General features: G+C 31.7%; 15 protein-coding genes and 1 pseudogene. 12 read left to right on the top strand and 4 right to left on the bottom strand.

Going from position 1 to position 18,392, the window contains the following annotated elements; translation table 11 throughout:
• Positions 1-231: 231 nt before the first annotated feature.
• Positions 232-466: pseudogene (locus DN393_RS31990) on the top strand (hypothetical protein); the annotation flags it as partial.
• A 220-nt stretch (positions 467-686) separates the two neighbouring features.
• On the opposite strand, the gene DN393_RS14620 reads toward DN393_RS31990, so the two are convergent.
• Positions 687-1,976 carry a glycosyltransferase family 2 protein gene (locus DN393_RS14620; protein WP_064475259.1) on the bottom strand — a complete coding sequence of 430 codons (1,290 nt, stop codon included), beginning with the start codon at positions 1,974-1,976 and terminating at the stop codon, positions 687-689.
• A 269-nt stretch (positions 1,977-2,245) separates the two neighbouring features.
• On the opposite strand from DN393_RS14620, the gene DN393_RS14615 reads away from it, so the two are divergent.
• From DN393_RS14615 to pseI, 9 genes are all read left to right on the top strand, one after another.
• Complete coding sequence (locus DN393_RS14615) at positions 2,246-3,013, top strand: glycosyltransferase family 2 protein (RefSeq protein WP_064475260.1); 768 nt, start codon at positions 2,246-2,248, stop codon at positions 3,011-3,013.
• 4 nt (positions 3,014-3,017) lie between these two features.
• Positions 3,018-4,421: a CDP-glycerol glycerophosphotransferase family protein gene (locus DN393_RS14610; protein ID WP_064475261.1), complete on the top strand. Its 1,404-nt coding sequence runs from the start codon at positions 3,018-3,020 to the stop codon at positions 4,419-4,421.
• Positions 4,422-4,648: 227 nt separating this feature from the next.
• The gene (locus DN393_RS14605; RefSeq protein WP_064475262.1) at positions 4,649-5,674 is read left to right on the top strand and encodes an SDR family NAD(P)-dependent oxidoreductase; all 1,026 of its coding nucleotides are present in this window, start codon (positions 4,649-4,651) and stop codon (positions 5,672-5,674) included.
• On the top strand, positions 5,671-6,633 hold the full coding sequence (locus DN393_RS14600; protein ID WP_064475263.1) for an NAD-dependent epimerase/dehydratase family protein: 963 nt from the start codon (positions 5,671-5,673) through the stop codon (positions 6,631-6,633). Before DN393_RS14605 ends, DN393_RS14600 begins: the two co-directional genes overlap by 4 nt.
• Entirely contained in the window at positions 6,633-7,838 is a 1,206-nt protein-coding gene (gene pseC, locus DN393_RS14595; protein WP_064475264.1) for a UDP-4-amino-4,6-dideoxy-N-acetyl-beta-L-altrosamine transaminase, read from the top strand. The genes DN393_RS14600 and pseC overlap by 1 nt, the downstream gene beginning before the upstream one ends.
• Positions 7,839-8,834 carry a cytidylyltransferase domain-containing protein gene (locus DN393_RS14590; protein ID WP_064475265.1) on the top strand — a complete coding sequence of 332 codons (996 nt, stop codon included), beginning with the start codon at positions 7,839-7,841 and terminating at the stop codon, positions 8,832-8,834.
• Positions 8,835-8,873: 39 nt separating this feature from the next.
• The gene (gene pseG, locus DN393_RS14585) at positions 8,874-9,974 is read left to right on the top strand and encodes a UDP-2,4-diacetamido-2,4,6-trideoxy-beta-L-altropyranose hydrolase (RefSeq protein ID WP_064475266.1); all 1,101 of its coding nucleotides are present in this window, start codon (positions 8,874-8,876) and stop codon (positions 9,972-9,974) included.
• A 1-nt stretch (position 9,975) separates the two neighbouring features.
• Entirely contained in the window at positions 9,976-10,536 is a 561-nt protein-coding gene (pseH, locus tag DN393_RS14580) for a UDP-4-amino-4,6-dideoxy-N-acetyl-beta-L-altrosamine N-acetyltransferase (RefSeq protein ID WP_064475267.1), read from the top strand.
• Positions 10,529-11,584, top strand: coding sequence for a pseudaminic acid synthase (gene pseI, locus DN393_RS14575; protein ID WP_064475268.1), 1,056 nt, complete (start codon positions 10,529-10,531; stop codon positions 11,582-11,584). The genes pseH and pseI overlap by 8 nt, the downstream gene beginning before the upstream one ends.
• Before the next feature lie 727 nt (positions 11,585-12,311).
• Here pseI and DN393_RS14570 read toward each other — a convergent pair.
• The 3 genes from DN393_RS14570 to DN393_RS14560 all read right to left on the bottom strand — a co-directional run bounded on the left by DN393_RS14570 (position 12,312) and on the right by DN393_RS14560 (position 14,016).
• The gene (locus tag DN393_RS14570) at positions 12,312-13,289 is read right to left on the bottom strand and encodes a CgeB family protein (protein ID WP_149173641.1); all 978 of its coding nucleotides are present in this window, start codon (positions 13,287-13,289) and stop codon (positions 12,312-12,314) included.
• Between the two features lie 31 nt (positions 13,290-13,320).
• On the bottom strand, positions 13,321-13,566 hold the full coding sequence (locus DN393_RS14565; RefSeq protein WP_000477970.1) for a hypothetical protein: 246 nt from the start codon (positions 13,564-13,566) through the stop codon (positions 13,321-13,323).
• Between the two features lie 216 nt (positions 13,567-13,782).
• Positions 13,783-14,016 carry a hypothetical protein gene (locus DN393_RS14560; protein ID WP_064475270.1) on the bottom strand — a complete coding sequence of 78 codons (234 nt, stop codon included), beginning with the start codon at positions 14,014-14,016 and terminating at the stop codon, positions 13,783-13,785.
• A 1,386-nt stretch (positions 14,017-15,402) separates the two neighbouring features.
• Here DN393_RS14560 and DN393_RS14555 point away from each other — a divergent pair.
• Together DN393_RS14555 and DN393_RS14550 are read left to right on the top strand one after the other, a co-directional pair.
• Entirely contained in the window at positions 15,403-16,602 is a 1,200-nt protein-coding gene (locus DN393_RS14555) for an NAD(P)/FAD-dependent oxidoreductase (RefSeq protein WP_064475271.1), read from the top strand.
• Positions 16,603-16,668: 66 nt separating this feature from the next.
• Positions 16,669-18,105: an MBL fold metallo-hydrolase gene (locus tag DN393_RS14550; RefSeq protein ID WP_098103459.1), complete on the top strand. Its 1,437-nt coding sequence runs from the start codon at positions 16,669-16,671 to the stop codon at positions 18,103-18,105.
• Positions 18,106-18,392: the final 287 nt, after the last annotated feature.

The following is an 18,392-nucleotide window of genomic DNA, read 5'->3' as shown; positions in this document are numbered from 1 at the left end:
TCTTTTTCAAGGCATATTAACAGTAAGGAGAACCATGAAATGCTACTTCAAATCTTTATTAGGGGAAAGATTTTGAAAAGCTTAACATACATCTATTTTTACATAAATGTAATATATAGTGAATTGATAATGTTTATACTTACTATTACTAATATTCAATTAAGATAGTTAACGCTATGTGTATAGTGTTAATGAACGTTTAATGCAGTATACATTTAAAAATATGAGTAAATAATAAATTGTCTTACAAATATCTTGTTTTTTAATACTTATATCTATAACGTTTATCAAGATGAAAATTAACACATGGATGGCTTTAGGATTTACGTTGGTTGTAATAGAAAAAGGTATTAAGGCAGGATATGACTTTTACAAACATGATTACTATGGTGTCAGTTGGAGTTTAGCTATCATTGTCTATTGCATATATGAGATGAAAAATTATCATATTGAAACAAATAAATAGCCGCAAAAAAATAAGGTTTTAGTAGGCGAAATGCTTATTAAAATATACAATAAAGAATGGGGAAAAGTGTATTAGTTTTAGAAATTTGAGTTGAAAAGCGGCTAACAAAAGCTAAGAGTGATTAGAGCATTCATAGATGTAATAAAAAGAGGTTAACCCAAGTAGCTATTCAGCTATATTTGAGGCAACCTTCTTTTTATATTTATTTGTAAAATCCCTGTCACTCTTCTCGGTATTCTTCAGCTAAGTGAGAGGGATATGATGAAATAGGAGGACCAATCTTAAAGTGGGCTAAATTGGTCTTTGAAATTGCTATACAGTTCTTTAATAAATAAAGTTTTTGTAATATATCTTTATCTATTGGATGAAGCATGTGATTTGTCATAATGAAATAATTGTTATGATAAATAAATACTTTTCCTTCAGGGAGGATTGTTTGATTGGATAAATTCGGATGAATAGGTGGTCCATCTGAAAATTGATCTAAACTATTTTGTGAAACTTTAATAATTTCTTGAGCTGTAAATTTAAATTTGCGAAATGCTATCGTGTTAATGAAAAGACGTTTTTGATTATTTTCTATATAAAACAACTCTTTTTTTTCGTTTTGTACAACCCGTAAATTTGGAATTGATTCTGCAAGGGTTATGGGGGGACCTTCTGTATATTTGTAGATGAATGGATCGGGGATTAAGACAATTTCATTTTGATTATATTTGAAGTAGGAAATCATGTCTTTTGAAATGAGCCTACGTTTAAAATTATCAATCAAAAATACTTCACCTTGTGAATTACTAAACAAAATACCATTTAAATCTTTTGAAGGGAGGTTAGCATATAGGTTTTGGAAAGAAAATGGTGTCTTAAAAGTAATATCGAGCACTTTGCTAATAGGATAAAAAGGTTGGAATGTATTTAGGCGTTTCCAAAACATTGCATCTCCAACAAACCAATATATAGGGTTTGTATCCCAATATTCGCAATATTTTTCATAAACCTGTAATAATATTCTTCTAGTATGCATAACTGAACAGTGATCTACAACATTTGCAGCTGTATATAAAATTTTTGAAGCTTCTCTCACAAATTCATGTATAGGCTGTAGGTTGTAATCAACATATTTTACGTATTGAGAAGAGTACACTACATCTATTTCAGGATGTTTTTCTAAGAAAGATAACATTTCAGCTAATCTATTTGGAAGATACATAGTATCATCCGTTAAATAACAAATATAATCTCCATGGGTTAATGGAAGTGCCTCATTGATAAGAGTTGCATATCTTGTGGTTTTATATCTCTCATTATCTTGTATAATACTATTTTTATAATTAATTCGAGGATCATCTAAATAATTTTTTATAATATTTATAGTTTCCGGACAGGAGTTATCATCCATAATAAAAAGTTCCCATTCTTTATAAGTTTGCATTAGGACACTTTCAATAACTTGATTAATTAATGTTGGTTTATTGTAGCTAGTAAGGATAATTGATATTAGGGGTTGCAAAGTCTTCACCTCTTTTGAGAATATTGAATGTGGTTTTTCTAGTGAAATCTAATAATTAAACCTGTATTGATACTTTCTTATTTATACTTGAATAGTTTATTACTTTGTAATAGATCTGGTATGGATTATAGTGGAGTGGAAAAATACATGCTGCTATAAATTTTAATAGATATATAAATCTTTTTAAAAATTATCGGAACGGATTGTCCTTCTTGTTTATATAATAACGTAACTGTTTTTGTATTTGTTGATAAGGAGGAGAGGGAGATTTGCCTAAAATTTCAGTTATAATGACAAGTTACAATAAGCCTACGTTTGTTGAAAAATCAATATTAAGTGTATTAAACCAAACTTTTCAAGATTTTGAACTTTTTATTATGGATGATGATTCTAATGAAATGACCCAGAAGGTTATTCGATCATTCATAAATAAGGAAAATGTACATTTTTATAAAAGTAATGTGGCTCATATTTCTGAACGCACAAAAAAAGTCAGATATGCGGCTTTAATTAATGAGGCACTTAAGCAGGCGAAAGGGGAATATATAACTTATATTACAGATGATAATCAATATGAAAAAGAACGCCTTAAAAAGATGTCTAGTTATCTTGATGAGAATAAAGAGGTTCAAATTATTTATTCTGCATCAAAAACGATTCATGTAGATGAATCAGATTTACCTATTAAAACGGTTGAAAGACCTGCTAAAAAAATTACGAATAATGCCCCATGTTCAATTGATCATTGTTCTATTATGCATAGAGCCTCTGTTTTACCAATTCTTGAAAAAAGGTGGAATTCTTACTGGGATGAAGATCCTCAGTTTTATCGGATAGGAGATGCCCGCTTTTTTTGGAGATTAAATCACTATTGGGATTTTTATCCCTTAGATGAAATTTTAGATATTAATTATATTACTCCTCATTCAATACATGCGCAGTTATTTGCCGAAGAAAAAAATGAATTTGTACAATTATTACCACCACAAAGAACATGTAAAGAATTAAGAGAAGACCTAAGAAGAAAAAGAGGGTGAAAAATTGAGTGATATTTATTTGAAAAATTACTGGTTATTAAATCTAGAGTATATAAATGTTTTTTCAGAGTTAAAGCATTATAATATTCCTTTACCATTACTGAGTAATTTTTATCAATATTTAGATGCAGATGTAAAAAATAAAATGAAAGAAAATAATTTTTATAAGCAACTGTCAATCGAGCCCATAGAGGAAATGCAGTTACAGTTAGAGTTTGAAAAAATAATGTCTTCATTTCAATCAAAAATAAAAAGCAAGAATCGAAATGGAACAATTCTCCTAAATTCAGATTATCTCCGTTTTTCAGTAAGTAACTTTACTCACTTTAACCCAAATCAAACAAAGATATTAACAAGATCAAAAAAGACAGAACTTTATGGTCTTCCTACAATTTGTGCACCAGATTATATAAATAAAGCCTCTAATAATGCACATGTTTTTATAGAAAAAGCTAAAGAAATCTTTTTAAAGTTTAATAAGCACCCACTATTTTCAAACATGTTTTTTCAAAAAAAATTAATTAGTGATCTCCCTATCATGATTGAGAAACTTAATATGGCCTATTTCATTTTTAAAGAACAAGATATTTCTGGTGTGATTGTTGGTACTACGGAAGATATAGCAAGTCGAGCTCTTACTTTTCTTTCTAGAAGTGAGGGGATACCAAGTTATTGTCTGCAGCATGGTGCAATAATGGGAGAAGAGGCATACTTTCCGGTTTTTGCAACAAAGCAGGTCGTATATGGAAAATATGAACAAGATTGGTACCTTCAAAGAGGAGGCAGTGAATCTCAAATTGAGATTTTAGGGCACCCCAGATATGATGAAATCTTCAATAGGACATATATGGATAAGAAGGAGCTTTTTAAAACATTAAAAATAGATCCCACTACAAAAGTGATTTTTATTGCAACCCAGCCATTTAAAACTTCATTTTATACTGAACTGACAGAAAAATTAGTGAAAGACAAAAAAATTACGGTTATTATAAAGCCACATCCTTGGGAAAAAGGACGTAACCTAGTGGGAGAATACATTAAGTTAAGTAACTTATATCCTAATGTTAAATATATAACAAATGAAGTAAATATGTATGATGTTATTTTACATGCAAATCTTGTGGTTATCTCAAATTCAACAGTAGGGTTAGAAGCAATGTTATTAGATATACCTGTAGTTGTTTATAAATCGCTATTAGAAGATAGAGATTATAAATATTACGATACACTAGATGGGCTTGTAAATCACTCTATTGAGGATTTGCTTAGCACGGTTGAAAAGGTTTTAAATGATTCTTCACAATCAAGTCTAGCGAAAGAATTAAGAAGAAAATTTATTAATGAAAACTATCCGCAAGAAGCATGCACGAAAAGATTAATAAATTTAATTCAAAGTGAAAAAGATTGAGCCCATCATCACTTATTTTTTTGGAAGTAAGGGATTCCTAAAACAACATCATATCCTCAGATTTCAATAAACAATATGAAACATAAATTTGTAATAAAAATGTATGTTTCAATATGCAAAAAGCTAGTTTATCTCTCACTTAATTGTTTGCCAATAGAATTACACCAGAATTAAGGAGAGATTGTTCTTGGCTCAAAGTAACTTTATAAGAGGAGGTATACATTTCTATGTTTTTTAAAGGTAAAAACGTTTTAATTATTGGTGGAACAGGAACAATTGGAAAAAGCATTCTTTCTAAAGTTCTACAGGAAAAGCCAAAAGTGGTAAGGGTTTTTAGTAGAAGTGAATATAATCAATTTTTATTACAAGAAGAATTCAGGGATGAAAATCAAAATATTCGTTATTTAATTGGGGATATTCGCAATTATGATCGAGTGTTTAGTGCGATGGAAAATATTGATTATGTGTTTCATGTGGCCGCAATGAAGCATGTTTCTTTTTGTGAATATAATCCGTTTGAAGCAGTTTTGACCAATATTTTTGGAACACAAAATGTAATAAAAGCGGCAATTGCTCAGAAAGTAAAAAAGGTGATTTTTACAAGTTCTGATAAAGCAATTTCACCAACAAATAATTACGGTGCAACAAAATTGACTGCTGAGAGATTGATTACGTCAGCGGAATATTCAAAAGGTTCAAGTGAAACGATATTTGCCAGTGTTCGTTTCGGAAATGTTATGGGGTCAAGAGGCTCTGTCATTCCTTTATTTGAAAATCAAATTAAACAAAACCAAAAAATAACCGTAACGGACCTTAGTATGAGTAGATTTATGATGACACTGAACCAAGCTACTATGTTAACAATTGAAGCGATGAAAATAGCAAAGGGTGGTGAAACTTTTATATTAAAAATGCCAGTTATTTTATTAAACCATTTAAGTGAAGTGATGATAGAAGAAGTCACAAAGTTATATGGGTTGCCCAAGGAGAATATTAAAATTGAAGAAATTGGGTTAAAACCTGGTGAAAAAATGTATGAAGAACTTATGACACATGATGAATCTTTACAGGCTTTTGAATTACCAGATATGTTTATCATTCCTAGCCCATTAAAAAAGGGTACCCAATATGAAAATGCAAAAAGGGCGAAGGCAGGATTTTACCGTTCTGATCATCAAAATGCAATTACAAAAGAAGAGCTTAGAAATTTAATATTAAACCAGCAACTACTAACAGGAGGGGATAAACTATGAAAATATTAGTAACTGGTGGTGCGGGTTTTATTGGTAGGTGGGTTGTAAAGAGATTATTGCAGGATAAGCATGAAGTATGGATAATAGACAACTTAGCAAATTCAACTACTGTAAATATTACCGAGTTTGCACACGATCTAAATTTAAAGCAATGCATTCAAGGAGATATTAAAGATAAAAAGTTAATTGCTCAATTATTTGAAAATAATTCATTTGACCTTTGTTATCATTTAGCAGCGAGTATTAATGTTCAAGATAGTATAGATGATGCTAGAACAACTTTTGAAAATGATACAATAGGTACTTTTAATTTGTTAGAACAATGCCTTAAGTATCATGTCAAAATGGTCTTTATGAGTACTTGTATGGTTTATGATAAAGCTACTAATATACAAGGGATATCAGAATTAGATCCGATTAAACCAGCTTCTCCATATGCTGGATCAAAAATTGCTGCTGAAAACATGGTTTTATCTTACTATTATGCTTATAAGCTACCTGTAGTGGTTATTCGCCCATTTAATACGTATGGCCCATTTCAGAAAACAGGTGGTGAAGGTGGGGTCGTTGCTATTTTTATAAATAATAAATTAGATAATGTACCACTAAATATTTATGGGGATGGAAAACAAACGAGAGACCTTTTATACGTTGAAGATTGTGCGGATTTTGTTGTGGCAGCAGGATACTCTGCAAAAGCAAATGGTCATATTATCAACGCTGGAACAGGACAAGATATATCCATTAATAAATTAGCAGAATTGATTTCGGGAAATCAAGTAAGTATTCATCATATAACTCATATCCATCCACAAAGTGAAATTCAAAAATTATTATGTAACTATGAAAAGGCAAAAACAATATTAAACTGGGAGCCGAAAGTTTCTTTAGAAGATGGAGTTATTAAAACAGAAGAGTGGATCAAATCTTTAAAAATTGCCCCTAAGGAGAAAAAGTGATGGTAAAGAAAATTCTTGCTATACACGGAGGAAAGCCTGTTAGAGAAACATATTTACCATATGGTCAGCAACAAATTGATGAACATGACATTCAGGCGGTTGTAGATATATTAAAAGGGGATTTTTTAACGACAGGCCCAACGATTCAACAGTTTGAGAAGTCTATTGCGAAATATGTGGGAGCAAAATATGCTGTTTCTTTTTCAAATGGCACAGCTGCATTGCATGCTGCCTGCTATGCAGCTGGCATAACTGAGGGAGATGAGGTAATTACAACTCCAATGACATTTGTAGCAAGTGCAAATTGTATTTTATACCAGGGTGGAAAGCCGGTCTTCGCCGATATTGACAATGAAACATATAACATTAGTCCTAAATCAATAGAGGAAAAGATTACAAACAAAACAAAAGCCATCATTCCCGTACACTTTACTGGGCAGCCTGTAGAGTTAGATGCAATACAAAAAATAGCAAAAAAAAATAATTTGATTATCATTGAAGATGCAGCCCACGCATTAGGAGCCACATATAAAAATAAAAAGATTGGTTCTATTGGTGATATGACAATGTTTAGTTTCCATCCGGTGAAACATATTACTACCGGAGAGGGTGGAGTAATTACCACAAATAATCCTCTGTTTTATGAAAAACTTGTTCAATTCCGTACGCATGGAATTGAAAGGAATCCTCAAAAACTCCTTGAAAATCATGGGCCTTGGTATTATGAAATGCAATTCTTAGGTTACAACTACAGATTAACGGATATACAAGCTGCTCTTGGTTTATCACAGTTAAGTAAATTAGACTCTTTTATTAAGATTCGAAAGAAATATGTAGACATCTATAATAAAGGATTTAGTTGTTTATCTGAAATCACAGTACCAAAGCAATTGCCTCAAACCGATTCAAGTTGGCACCTTTATATTTTTCGTTTAAATACTAAATTATTAAAATGTAATCGAAAAGAAATTTACGAGGCATTACAAAGAGAAAATATCGGTGTGAATGTGCACTATATACCCGTACATTTACAACCGTTTTATCAAAAGTTAGGATATGGAAAAGGTATTTGTCCACAAGCAGAAAACGTATATGAGGAAATTATTACGCTACCTCTATTTCCTAAAATGACGGAAGCTGATGTGTGGGATGTAATAAAGGCAGTAAGAAAAGTTCTTTCGTTTTATAGAGTTGCTAAAAATTAAATGAAAGGGGTGTTATTAAAATTGCAAAACCAAAAATTATTAAGAGCAGTTACAAAAGTTGATATTAGAAAAGGAGAGATTATTACAACTAATAAAGTAACTATGGAATTAGATGTTGTAGAAAATGCGCTGAACGAGCTTGAAGCAGAGGGATTATTACCTCAGGTAGCTCTATATAATTTGTCTGCAGGTACCCCATTAACAAAAGAGGTTATTGAGCCTCCAAAGGTAGTAATAATTGTACTTTGCCGGTTAAAATCTACTAGGTTACCTTTAAAGGCGATATTGCCAATACACGGAGTTCCTTCCATTGAACGATGTCTTATAAATACATTAGCTATTCAAGGAAAACACCAGATCATACTTGCTACTTCAGATATTACGCAAGATGACCCTTTGGAAAAATTTAATTTAGACGGGAAAGTTAAGATTTTCAGAGGTGATCCAGAAAATACTGCTGATCGCATGTTCCAAGCTGCAAAACAAGAAAATGCAAACATAGTCATACGGATTACAGGGGATTGCCCAGCTGTGTCACCAGAAATTAATACTTTTTTACTAGATGAACATTTAAAAAGCGGTGCAGATTATACACAGGCAGAGTTAAGTACGTTACCTGTCGGAACAGCAGGCGATATTTTTACATTAGAGGCAATCGAACGACTACTACAAACCCCAAAACCTTTAACCTATGCAGAATACCTTCCGTTTTATTTTATAAATAATCCACACTTATTCCGCGTCAATATAGTAAAACTCCCTCCATCATTTTGCTATCCTTCTTGGAGGTTAACATTAGATGAACAACCAGATTTAGATTTGTTCAATGAACTTTATAAAGGTCTGAATGTAAAATCTAAACCATTATTTTTTCATCAAATAAAAGATTACATCTTTCGAAATCCTGAACTTATTGAAATTAATAGTCATGTGAAATTGAAATGGGCAAATCAACAATCTTTAGTAGATGAGCTAAATAGAGAAACGATATTATAAATTATTAAATTGTAGTGCTTTTAGTGAGGAGGGAGTATTTTGCTTGAGAAAAAAATTGCCTTTCGCGCCGACGCATCTATTGAAATAGGTACCGGTCATATTATGCGTTGTTTAACATTGGCCCATGAGTTACGGAATAAAGGTGCTCAAGTATATTTCATTTGTCGTAAGCTGCAAGGTGATTTACATCAATATATTTTAAATAAGGGATTTCATGTGTTTGTATTAGATGGAGATGGTGAGAATACGAATTTCTTAAGGACAGAACACGGGAGTTATTTAAATTGGCTAAAATATCATTGGTTTGTTGATGCACAGCAGACCAACGATATTTTATCGCAACTTCCCAACTTTGATTGGTTAATTGTTGATCATTATGGATTAGATAATAAGTGGGAGTCTGCTTTAAGAAAAAATGTAAGAAAAATAATGGTAATCGATGATCTTGCAAATCGAATGCACGACTGTGATTTGTTACTAGACCAAAATTTATACAATAACCTTAATGACCGCTATAAAGATTTAATACCAGAGCATTCATTAGTAAAACTGGGACCTAAATATGCTATATTACGGCCAGAATTTCATGCCGCTAATAAATTTTCACGAAAAAGGACAGGAGAAATTGAAAGGATCTTTATTTTTTTTGGTGGACATGATGTAACAAATGAGACATTAAAAACGTTAAGAGCCTTACAAAATATAGATAAAGATAACTTAAAAATAGACGTTGTGGTAGGAAGCCAAAATCCGCATAAAGAGGAGATTCAAACTTATTGTAAGAGTGTTTCTAACGCTTCGTTTTATTGTCAAATAGAGAACATGGAAGAGTTTCTCATACGAGCGGATTTAGGGATAGGAGCTGGGGGCACAACCACATGGGAACGATGCTTTCTTGGATTACCTTCTATAACAATTACAACTGCCCAAAATCAAATTGAAGTAACCAAGACTGTAGCGAAGGTTGGAGCTACATGGAATATTGGTACAGCTGAAAGTGTTTCGGATAAAGCAATTACGAAATGTCTAAACAAACTTTTATCAGATTATAAAATAGTGAAAGAAATGTCTAATAAAGCTCTTTCTATACAGTGTGCGAGTAATTCAAATGAAATAGCAAAACTTATTTTAGGAGGATAGTATGTTAAATATTAGGGATTTTCAATTGGAAAGGTTAGAAAAGAAAGATTTAGAACTTATTTTACAGTGGCGGAATACAAAAGAAATTCGCTCGGTTATGTATGAAGATCATCAAATAACAATAGACGAACATTTAAAGTGGTATGAAAAACTAGTAGTGGATGATACAAAAGTTGCAAGATTATTAACATATAAAGAAAAACCAATTGGATTTGTTAATTTTACAAAAATAGATAAATTGGATCGGACTTGTTATTGGGGATTTTATATAGGTGAAAAACAAAGCGTAAAACGTGCTGGAACGGTATTAGGTTTATTAGCATTAGACTATATTTTTGAAAAAAAAGACATACACAAAGTGTGTGCAGAAATAATAGAATCAAACCGTATTAGTTTAAATTTCCATCAGAGATTTGGGTTCCAAGAAGATGGAAGATATGAAAACTATATTTACAGGGATAATGATTATATTGATGTTATTACAATGGCCCTGTCTCATGAACAATGGGCGGAAAGGAAAGAAGCAATAAAAAAAGAACTTGAAGGTGAAAAAGATGAGTAATGTATATATCAGAGGTAGAGAGATTGGCAATAGCTTGCCACCATTTATTATTGCAGAAATGTCAGGGAATCATAATCAATCATTAGATAGGGCGTTGCAAATTGTAGAGGCAGCTGCGGAGGCTGGGGCACAAGGATTTAAAATTCAAACATATACACCAGATACAATGACTTTAAATATAGAAAATGGTGATTTTTTAATTCATGATACAAAAAGCTTATGGAAAGGTAAATCACTTTATCATTTATATAAAGAAGCTTATACACCATGGGAGTGGCATAAACCCATTTTTGATCGCTGTATAGAGTTAGGGATGGTACCATTTAGTACGCCGTTTGATGAAACAGCTGTAGACTTTCTAGAGTCATTAAATGTTTCTTGTTATAAAATCGCATCTTTTGAAAATACTGATATTCCCCTCATACGTAAAGTAGCAGCAACAGGAAAACCAATAATCATTTCGACAGGTATGGCTTCGATTGCTGAACTAGATGAAGCAGTAAGAGCTGCGAGAGAAGAGGGATGTAAAGAATTAATTCTATTAAAATGTACAAGTACGTATCCTGCATCTCCAAAATCTACAAACATAGTTACCATACCTCATATGAAGGAGTTATTTAAGTGTGAGGTAGGTTTATCTGATCATACACTTGGAGTAGGGGTATCAGTAGCGAGTGTTGCCTTTGGGGCAACAGTAATTGAGAAACATTTAACGCTCTCGAGATCGGATGGAGGAGTTGACGCTGATTTTTCAATGGAACCAGCTGAATTTAAATTATTAGTAAGCGAAACTGAAAAAGCATGGGAATCTTTGGGGAATGTATATTATGGCCCTACTGATATAGAAAAAGATTCGTTAAAATTTAGAAGATCATTATATGTAGTAGAAAACATAAAAGCGGGAGAAGTCTTTACAAATGAGAATATTAAAGCTATTAGACCAGGGAATGGTTTATTGCCAAAACACTTATCCAAAATTATCGGAAAAAAAGCGAGTAAGGATATTAAAAAAGGTACACCTATTTCGTGGGATTTAATTGGATACTGAGGAAATTAGAGCATTTATAGAGGGATTTATAACAAAAATGCTATTTTAGTAGAGAATAAATTTTAAAGGGACATTTAATAACTGAAGGTACCTTTATATTACTATTAGTGGAATATGGATACCATATGTTGGGTGTTGAGAAATAAAAAATTCATTCGGCACAACAAAGCAGTCAGCGAAGTTAGCTAACCACCTGTTGAACAAAAGGAAATTAGGCCCTGCAAGTAATAGATGTGTAACCTAAAGTTACATTTATAGTGTAAACAAGATTGCATATGGTATACGAAATTGTATGTAATAAAAATTTCATTTTGTAGAAATAAAAAAGGCAATCGTCGCCGAATCGCCTTTTGATAAAACAGAGCACTTTCAAACATAATGTATTCGAAGTCTTACGATATGTGTAAATAAAGGAGCAGCTAGTAAAAGCTAACTGCTCAATACAGAAAAGAGAAGAACTACAGGGACGGTTAAATTCGCCTATCTTTATTATTGACGGAATGTTTAGTTTTATTCTGATAAACCTAAAAAGAGCACATTTAAAAAGTGCTCTTTAAGGAAAAAGTGAGATATCTCGAAGTAAATTAGGGTTTTTTACTTGGAAATAATATATGATTAATTCATCATAATGTTACTTCTTGTTTATCTATGAACATTATCTGTAGAACGAATAGATTAATTTGAAAAAATCCCCTTGTGCACCTATATGCAGAAGGGGATTTTTATTTTAATGAAGGTGTGATTGTAAAATAGTCGTTATAAAATGGATTCTCTCATGAAAAGTATGCTGGGTAATAATTTTTGTATGAATTTTTCCGACCATTAATTCTTTTAAAATCGTATCATTCAAATGAAGAGATACTTTATTTAAACAGTCTTCAAAGCTGTTATAGGATATAATTTCATCTTTATTGAAGAAAGATGAAAGGTCAGGTTTTTCTTCAATAATTTGAAATCCTTGGCAAGCTGCAATATCAAAGGTACGATTATTAATAGTATTATTTTTCACTCTATTTTTATTTTTATTCTGTGGAAATAGATGACTACGATGAGGATTTAATATAAGACTAGCGTTATTATAATAGAGAGCAACTTCTTGAGGTGGAATCCATTCTTCTATAATCTTAATTCTTCGGTGATTCTTCCATTTTTTTAATAACTTATTTCTCCAGTGCTTACCAATAATGGTATAGTGATAAGGGGTTTTTTCCAAAAGAAACTGTATCAATTTCACACGGATTGGATAAGGATATCCAATGAACAAAACTTCACTTTTATATTTTGGATTTTTTAGACTAGGTTTAAATACATCTATATTAGTTGCTAATGGTAAGTGATATACATTGATATATCCTAAAGCTGTGTAATATTTAAGTGCTTCGCTATCAATAGTAAATATAAAATCAAAGTTATTTAATAGAAGAAGCGAAGTATCTATATAAAATGGATCCTCAGTTAACCAGACAGCTAATTTAATGTTCCTTTTTTTAAAATAATGAATTGCTTTTTGTGGTAGATGATTCCCTAATAAGGTGAATACAATATCAGGATGAAATGTTGCCGTAATGAAATCCAATTGTTCGAGTAATTCACACGGCTGTACTACTAACCATTCAAAATTTTGATCGATAAATGCTCTCTGTATGCTTTGATCTAAATATTGATAGATTTTTGAGTAACCAGAAGTAATGTATAAGAGTTTCATATTTCAATCCCTGCTTTAGGTTTAAAATATATTATGAGATAAACGTAACACTTTCTATTTCTTTACAACTGATCTTAGTAATACTTGTAGTAGGAGGAGTAACTGAATTTTCCTCTTCTAATGTGACAATACAAGTATTAGGATTGAAATTTGTAAAAATAGCAGGTCCAATAATATTTCCAGATTTACCAGTAACAGTAACGACTTCGCCTGGTTGTAAATTTTTAAAAATACTACATACTCCACCTGAACAACCAAATAAATTGCATAAGAACAAATTTATCCCTCCTTTAAACAATATACTATATCATATGAAAGTTTGTAGAACGATGTGTAGACAAGTAACCTTTAGAAGAGAAAAAATTGAAATTAAAGCAATTTATTGAAACAATATAATGGTATATTTTGGGGTAAGTTGATTAGATTTTTCATGAAAAAAGACATTCATTAGAATGTCTTAAATATGGATTAAGCTCGAACCATCTGAATCATCTTAAGGAGTGGCTAAAGTAACACTTTCAATATCTTCACAACTTATAAATATAGTATTGGTAGAAGAGGGGGTAATCACATCTTCTTCAACTAAAACCACCGCACAAGTATTCGGAATGAATTGCGAAAAAGTAGCAGGCCCAATAATTTGACCCGATCTAGTAGTAACTGTAACAACTGTTCCCACTGGCCATACAGAGAATATAACACAAGCTAAACCTTCACATGCTGCCATATTAAACCCTCCTAACTCTAAGTATTAATAATGTATTAAATTCCAAACATTTTATAGTGTATGTGATAGTAATGTGAAGTGTTTGGACTAATAGAAGTCTTATCCCTTCATAATCAATTTGATAACTATTAAACCAATACAAAGGCTTAAAAATACAATATGGTTAGAAGGTTTATATGTAACTATTTTTAAAAGGGCTTGTTAAGGGGAAATAAATGTTTTAAAAATGTGGCAAAAAATTGAACAAAAGCGTTATCTAAAAAAGAACACAAATCAGTGCTCTTAGAAAGTAGACTATATGGTTTTTGGATTAGTATATAATATCATATGCTAGTTTCTTTTAAGTGTGTAAATAAAATTAAATAAAAAGAACCAAAATACATATGTGCTCCATAAAAAGGTGACAGCTCACAAGGACTAATTTGCAAGCTGAATATAGATGCCAATCCAACTAATATATGCATTTTCCCATGCAGAGTTAAAAGATTCTATTATTTTCTCCGATAGAAGTACCCTTTCTCAAAAATTGAGTTTAATAGTGAAAGTGAAGCTCTAAAGAGCTTGAAATAATAAGCAGAAGGAGAATGGTTTTCAACCAATTATTTATCGTAACAAATAGGGGTTGGATGAGTTATTGCCAATTTTCACCCCAAAGCTTAAGCAGAGTTTTTAATAGAGGGAGTTCTTAATTGTTTTGTAATATAATGGGCTCCTATCCGAGGAGCTTTTTTTATTACAATTTAACAATTTCATGTACCGTAATTATTAATAATAAAATCAAATATCTACAACAAAGGGATTCAGTTAAAGCTAGGTCAAACTAGGCTACAGTACTACATTAATATATAATGCATAAAAAGCTTATATTCATCTTTTTTCTTACCGTAGGTAAATAATGTAATTTTATAATAAGTGTTTACACAGCAGCTCAATTATTATATATACCGACTGCTCACATTATTGAGGGACTGGAAAAACAACAAAGACGTTCTCAAATGCATGTATAGATATTTATAATAAAGATTCAAAAAAGAATAGGTAATATAGCTATTGGAATAAGATTGTTTTTGTCTATCTCCTGAAAAGGAAGATGGACAAACCATACCAAAGAAACTTGCATTTCATTATCTATAGAAGTGTAATGTCATTAAAGTGAGATAGAATACAGGCTAATATTGAGAAATGTAAAGTTTGTAGAGTTTGAAACAAATTAAAGAAGTAACATAAGGGATTTAAGCATATAGTAATGTCGACGGATAACGTTAACGGAATATTCTTTTTAATAAGACAAAATAATAGTATTTTTATCTTATAATATTGTTACTACGATGAAATAAGGCTAATAATTAGTTAACTTAAAAATTAAATTCAGATAGGAAGAGGATAATGAAGACCAGAGATAATTATAAAATTATTGTGATTGGCGCTGGGACTGCAGGACTATCTTCTACTGCACATTTGTTACGAAATGTACCCCTATTGAAAGAAAGTATAGCTATTATTGATTCATCTAAAAAACATTACTTCCAACCATTATGGAGTTTAGTTGGGGGAGGAATTGTTTCAAAGGAATGTACGATGCGTGATCAAGAAACACTTATTCCAAAAGGAGCAACGTGGATTCCTAAAAGTGTTATTAAGTTGTTTCCAGATCAAAATAAGATACTTTTAGATGATGGAATGCTACTTGAATATGAGATTCTTATTGTGGCAGCCGGTATACAAATAAATTGGGGTGGTATTAAAGGCTTAAAGGAGTCTATTGGGACTAATGGGGTTTGTAGCAATTATTCTTATAAATATGTTGATTCTACTTGGAAAGAAATCGAAAAATTCAAAGGAGGAAATGCGATTTTTACCCACCCCAATACTCCTATTAAATGTGGTGGCGCCCCACAAAAAATTATGTATTTAGCAGAAGAGTATTTTTGTAATAGCGGTTTGAAAAATAGAAGTAAAGTAATGTTTTATTCTGCGAACGCTAACATATTTCAGGTACCGCGTTATGCTGAAACATTAGAAAAAGTACTAGAAAGAAAGCAAATTATAACGAACTATAATAAAAACTTAGTAGAAATTATCGCTGAAAAGAGAGAAGCAATTTTTGAAGATACGCAAACACTGAAACGAGAAACAGTACCATATAGTATGATACATGTTGTTCCACCAATGGGGCCACCTAATTTTATTAAAGAGAGTGAGATAAGTGATCATCAAGGCTGGGTTAATATAAGTCCTTATACATTGCAGCATGTACAATATAAGAATATTTTTGGACTTGGAGATTGTACCAATTTACCTACATCTAAAACTGGAGCGGCAATTCGAAAACAAATACCTGTTTTAAAACAAAATATTTTGGACGTACTTAATGGAAGAGACTTGCAGGCTAATTATGATGGGTATACATCCTGTCCGATTGTTACAGGATATAAAAGTCTTATACTCGCTGAATTTAACTATGAACATGAGCCTCAAGAAACGTTTCCGTTTAATCAAGCGAAAGAACGGTATAGTATGTTTTTACTTAAAAGGTATATGTTGCCCTATATGTATTGGAATTTAATGTTGAAAGGGATTCTATAAGGAAAGATAGAGAGTTGTTGTAACAACCGAGAAGTAATTTGAAATAAGCATTTGGAGGGAATAGCTATGCTTTTAAAATATTTTTATGATGAAAAATTAGCTCATGCTTCCTATTTAGTCGGTTGTCAGAAGGAAGGCGTAGCAATTGTTATTGATCCCAGCCGCTATATAGAACAATATGTAGAATTTGCTAAGAAAGAGGGATTGGAAGTAATTGCTGCGGCTGAGACTCATATTCATGCAGATTTTCTATCTGGGTCTAGAGAACTTTCCCTTCTTTTTAATGCAAATTTATATGTATCAGATGAAGGAGATGGTGATTGGAAATATCAAAATCTTAACGAGGGCCGATACAATTTGGTTAGAGAGGGAACAGAGTTTAAGGTTGGTCATATAAAATTCAATGTCATTCATACCCCAGGGCATACGCCTGAAAGTATTTCCTTTTTAGTAACCGATACAACTCAAAATAATTATACGAATGATAAACCGATAGGAATATTCACAGGTGATTTTATATTTGTAGGAGATATAGGTAGACCTGACTTATTAGAAATTGCTGTTGGTATTAAAGATACCGCAAAAATAGGAGCGAAACAATTATTTGATTCTATACAAAAAATAAAAATACTCCCCGATTATTTGCAAATATGGCCATCACATGGTGCAGGAAGTGCATGTGGAAAAGCATTACGAGCAATTCCAACTTCCACATTAGGTTATGAAAAGATGTTTAATTGGGCGTTTCAGAGTAATGATGAAGATAATTTTATATCGAATGTATTAACGGGACAGCCAGAGCCTCCAAAGTATTTTCCATTAATGAAGTATTTAAATAAGTATGGTCCACCAACTCGTAAGAAGAGAGAGATTACTGCTATTTATATAATAGAAGAACTTCAAGAAGTGATGAGGGGTGTTCAGCAAATAGTTGATATAAGGGATGTAGAGTGTTTTGCTGCTGGCCACATCGAGAAGTCAATTAACATACCGTATAACAATTCTTTCACAACTTGGTGTGGGGGGATATTAGATTATAAAAAAGAAACTTTAATAATTTTAGATGCGGAAAATGTTAAAGTGGAGGAAGTTATTAGAGACTTTGAGTCCATTGGCTTAGATAATATTATTGCTTTTGCACCTTCAAAGGTAATTCAAAGATTCCATAGTTTAGAGATTTATAAGGAAAAAACATCAAATGAATTATATCCGTTAATAAAAGATGGAAGTGTAAAAGTTATCGATGTGCGTAGTAAAAAAGAGTGGGATGAAGGACATCTTCATGATGCAATACACATTACTTTAGGTAATTTACTTGAACGGCTAGATGATGTACCGAAAAATTGTCCAATAGTTTTACAATGTCGAACGGGGTTACGCTCCGCTATAGCAGCTAGCATTTTACAAAAAGCTGATATAAAGAAAGTAGTTAATTTAAAGGGGGGATTTCTTGCGTGGAAAAAAGAAGGGCTCCCCTATACAACATGTAATCAAGAGATTTGAAATATATCAAAAGAGTCAAGGGGATAAATAATAAAATTCAATTGCTATCAGTATGGGATATATAAACTAAAAATGATTTATTAAAGCCGCATTAAACGATAAAATTAAGCACAAATATGCTAATGTGTATCTATTCTATCAAAGTAAATAAATAAGGTATTCGAACGAACTCAAAAAGCCGAAACCCCTTAACTTAGGAATTTCGGCTTTGATGTTAAATCATGGAGTTGCTATAGAAATGGTATCTGGCATGTTTACTGCAATAGAGTTATAAGTTCTTAAATCCC

This window comes from Bacillus sp. BPN334 (assembly GCF_008368885.1).
GTDB lineage: Bacteria > Bacillota > Bacilli > Bacillales > Bacillaceae_G > Bacillus_A > Bacillus_A wiedmannii.
Note: the sequence above shows the minus strand (reverse complement) of the source record. Positions and strands in the feature narration are given on the sequence as shown.

Bases quoted from the DNA above. Each gene is read 5' to 3' on its own strand.
- DN393_RS14605 (WP_064475262.1), top strand. From the start codon at position 4,649: ATGTTTTTTAAAGGTAAAAACGTTTTAATTATTGGTGGAACAGGAACA.
- DN393_RS14600 (WP_064475263.1), top strand. From the start codon at position 5,671: ATGAAAATATTAGTAACTGGTGGTGCGGGTTTTATTGGTAGGTGGGTT.
- pseC (WP_064475264.1), top strand. From the start codon at position 6,633: ATGGTAAAGAAAATTCTTGCTATACACGGAGGAAAGCCTGTTAGAGAA.
- DN393_RS14590 (WP_064475265.1), top strand. From the start codon at position 7,839: ATGAAAGGGGTGTTATTAAAATTGCAAAACCAAAAATTATTAAGAGCA.
- pseH (WP_064475267.1), top strand. From the start codon at position 9,976: ATGTTAAATATTAGGGATTTTCAATTGGAAAGGTTAGAAAAGAAAGAT.
- pseI (WP_064475268.1), top strand. From the start codon at position 10,529: ATGAGTAATGTATATATCAGAGGTAGAGAGATTGGCAATAGCTTGCCA.
- DN393_RS14570 (WP_149173641.1), bottom strand. From the start codon at position 13,289: ATGAAACTCTTATACATTACTTCTGGTTACTCAAAAATCTATCAATAT.
- DN393_RS14560 (WP_064475270.1), bottom strand. From the start codon at position 14,016: ATGGCAGCATGTGAAGGTTTAGCTTGTGTTATATTCTCTGTATGGCCA.
- DN393_RS14555 (WP_064475271.1), top strand. From the start codon at position 15,403: ATGAAGACCAGAGATAATTATAAAATTATTGTGATTGGCGCTGGGACT.
- DN393_RS14550 (WP_098103459.1), top strand. From the start codon at position 16,669: ATGCTTTTAAAATATTTTTATGATGAAAAATTAGCTCATGCTTCCTAT.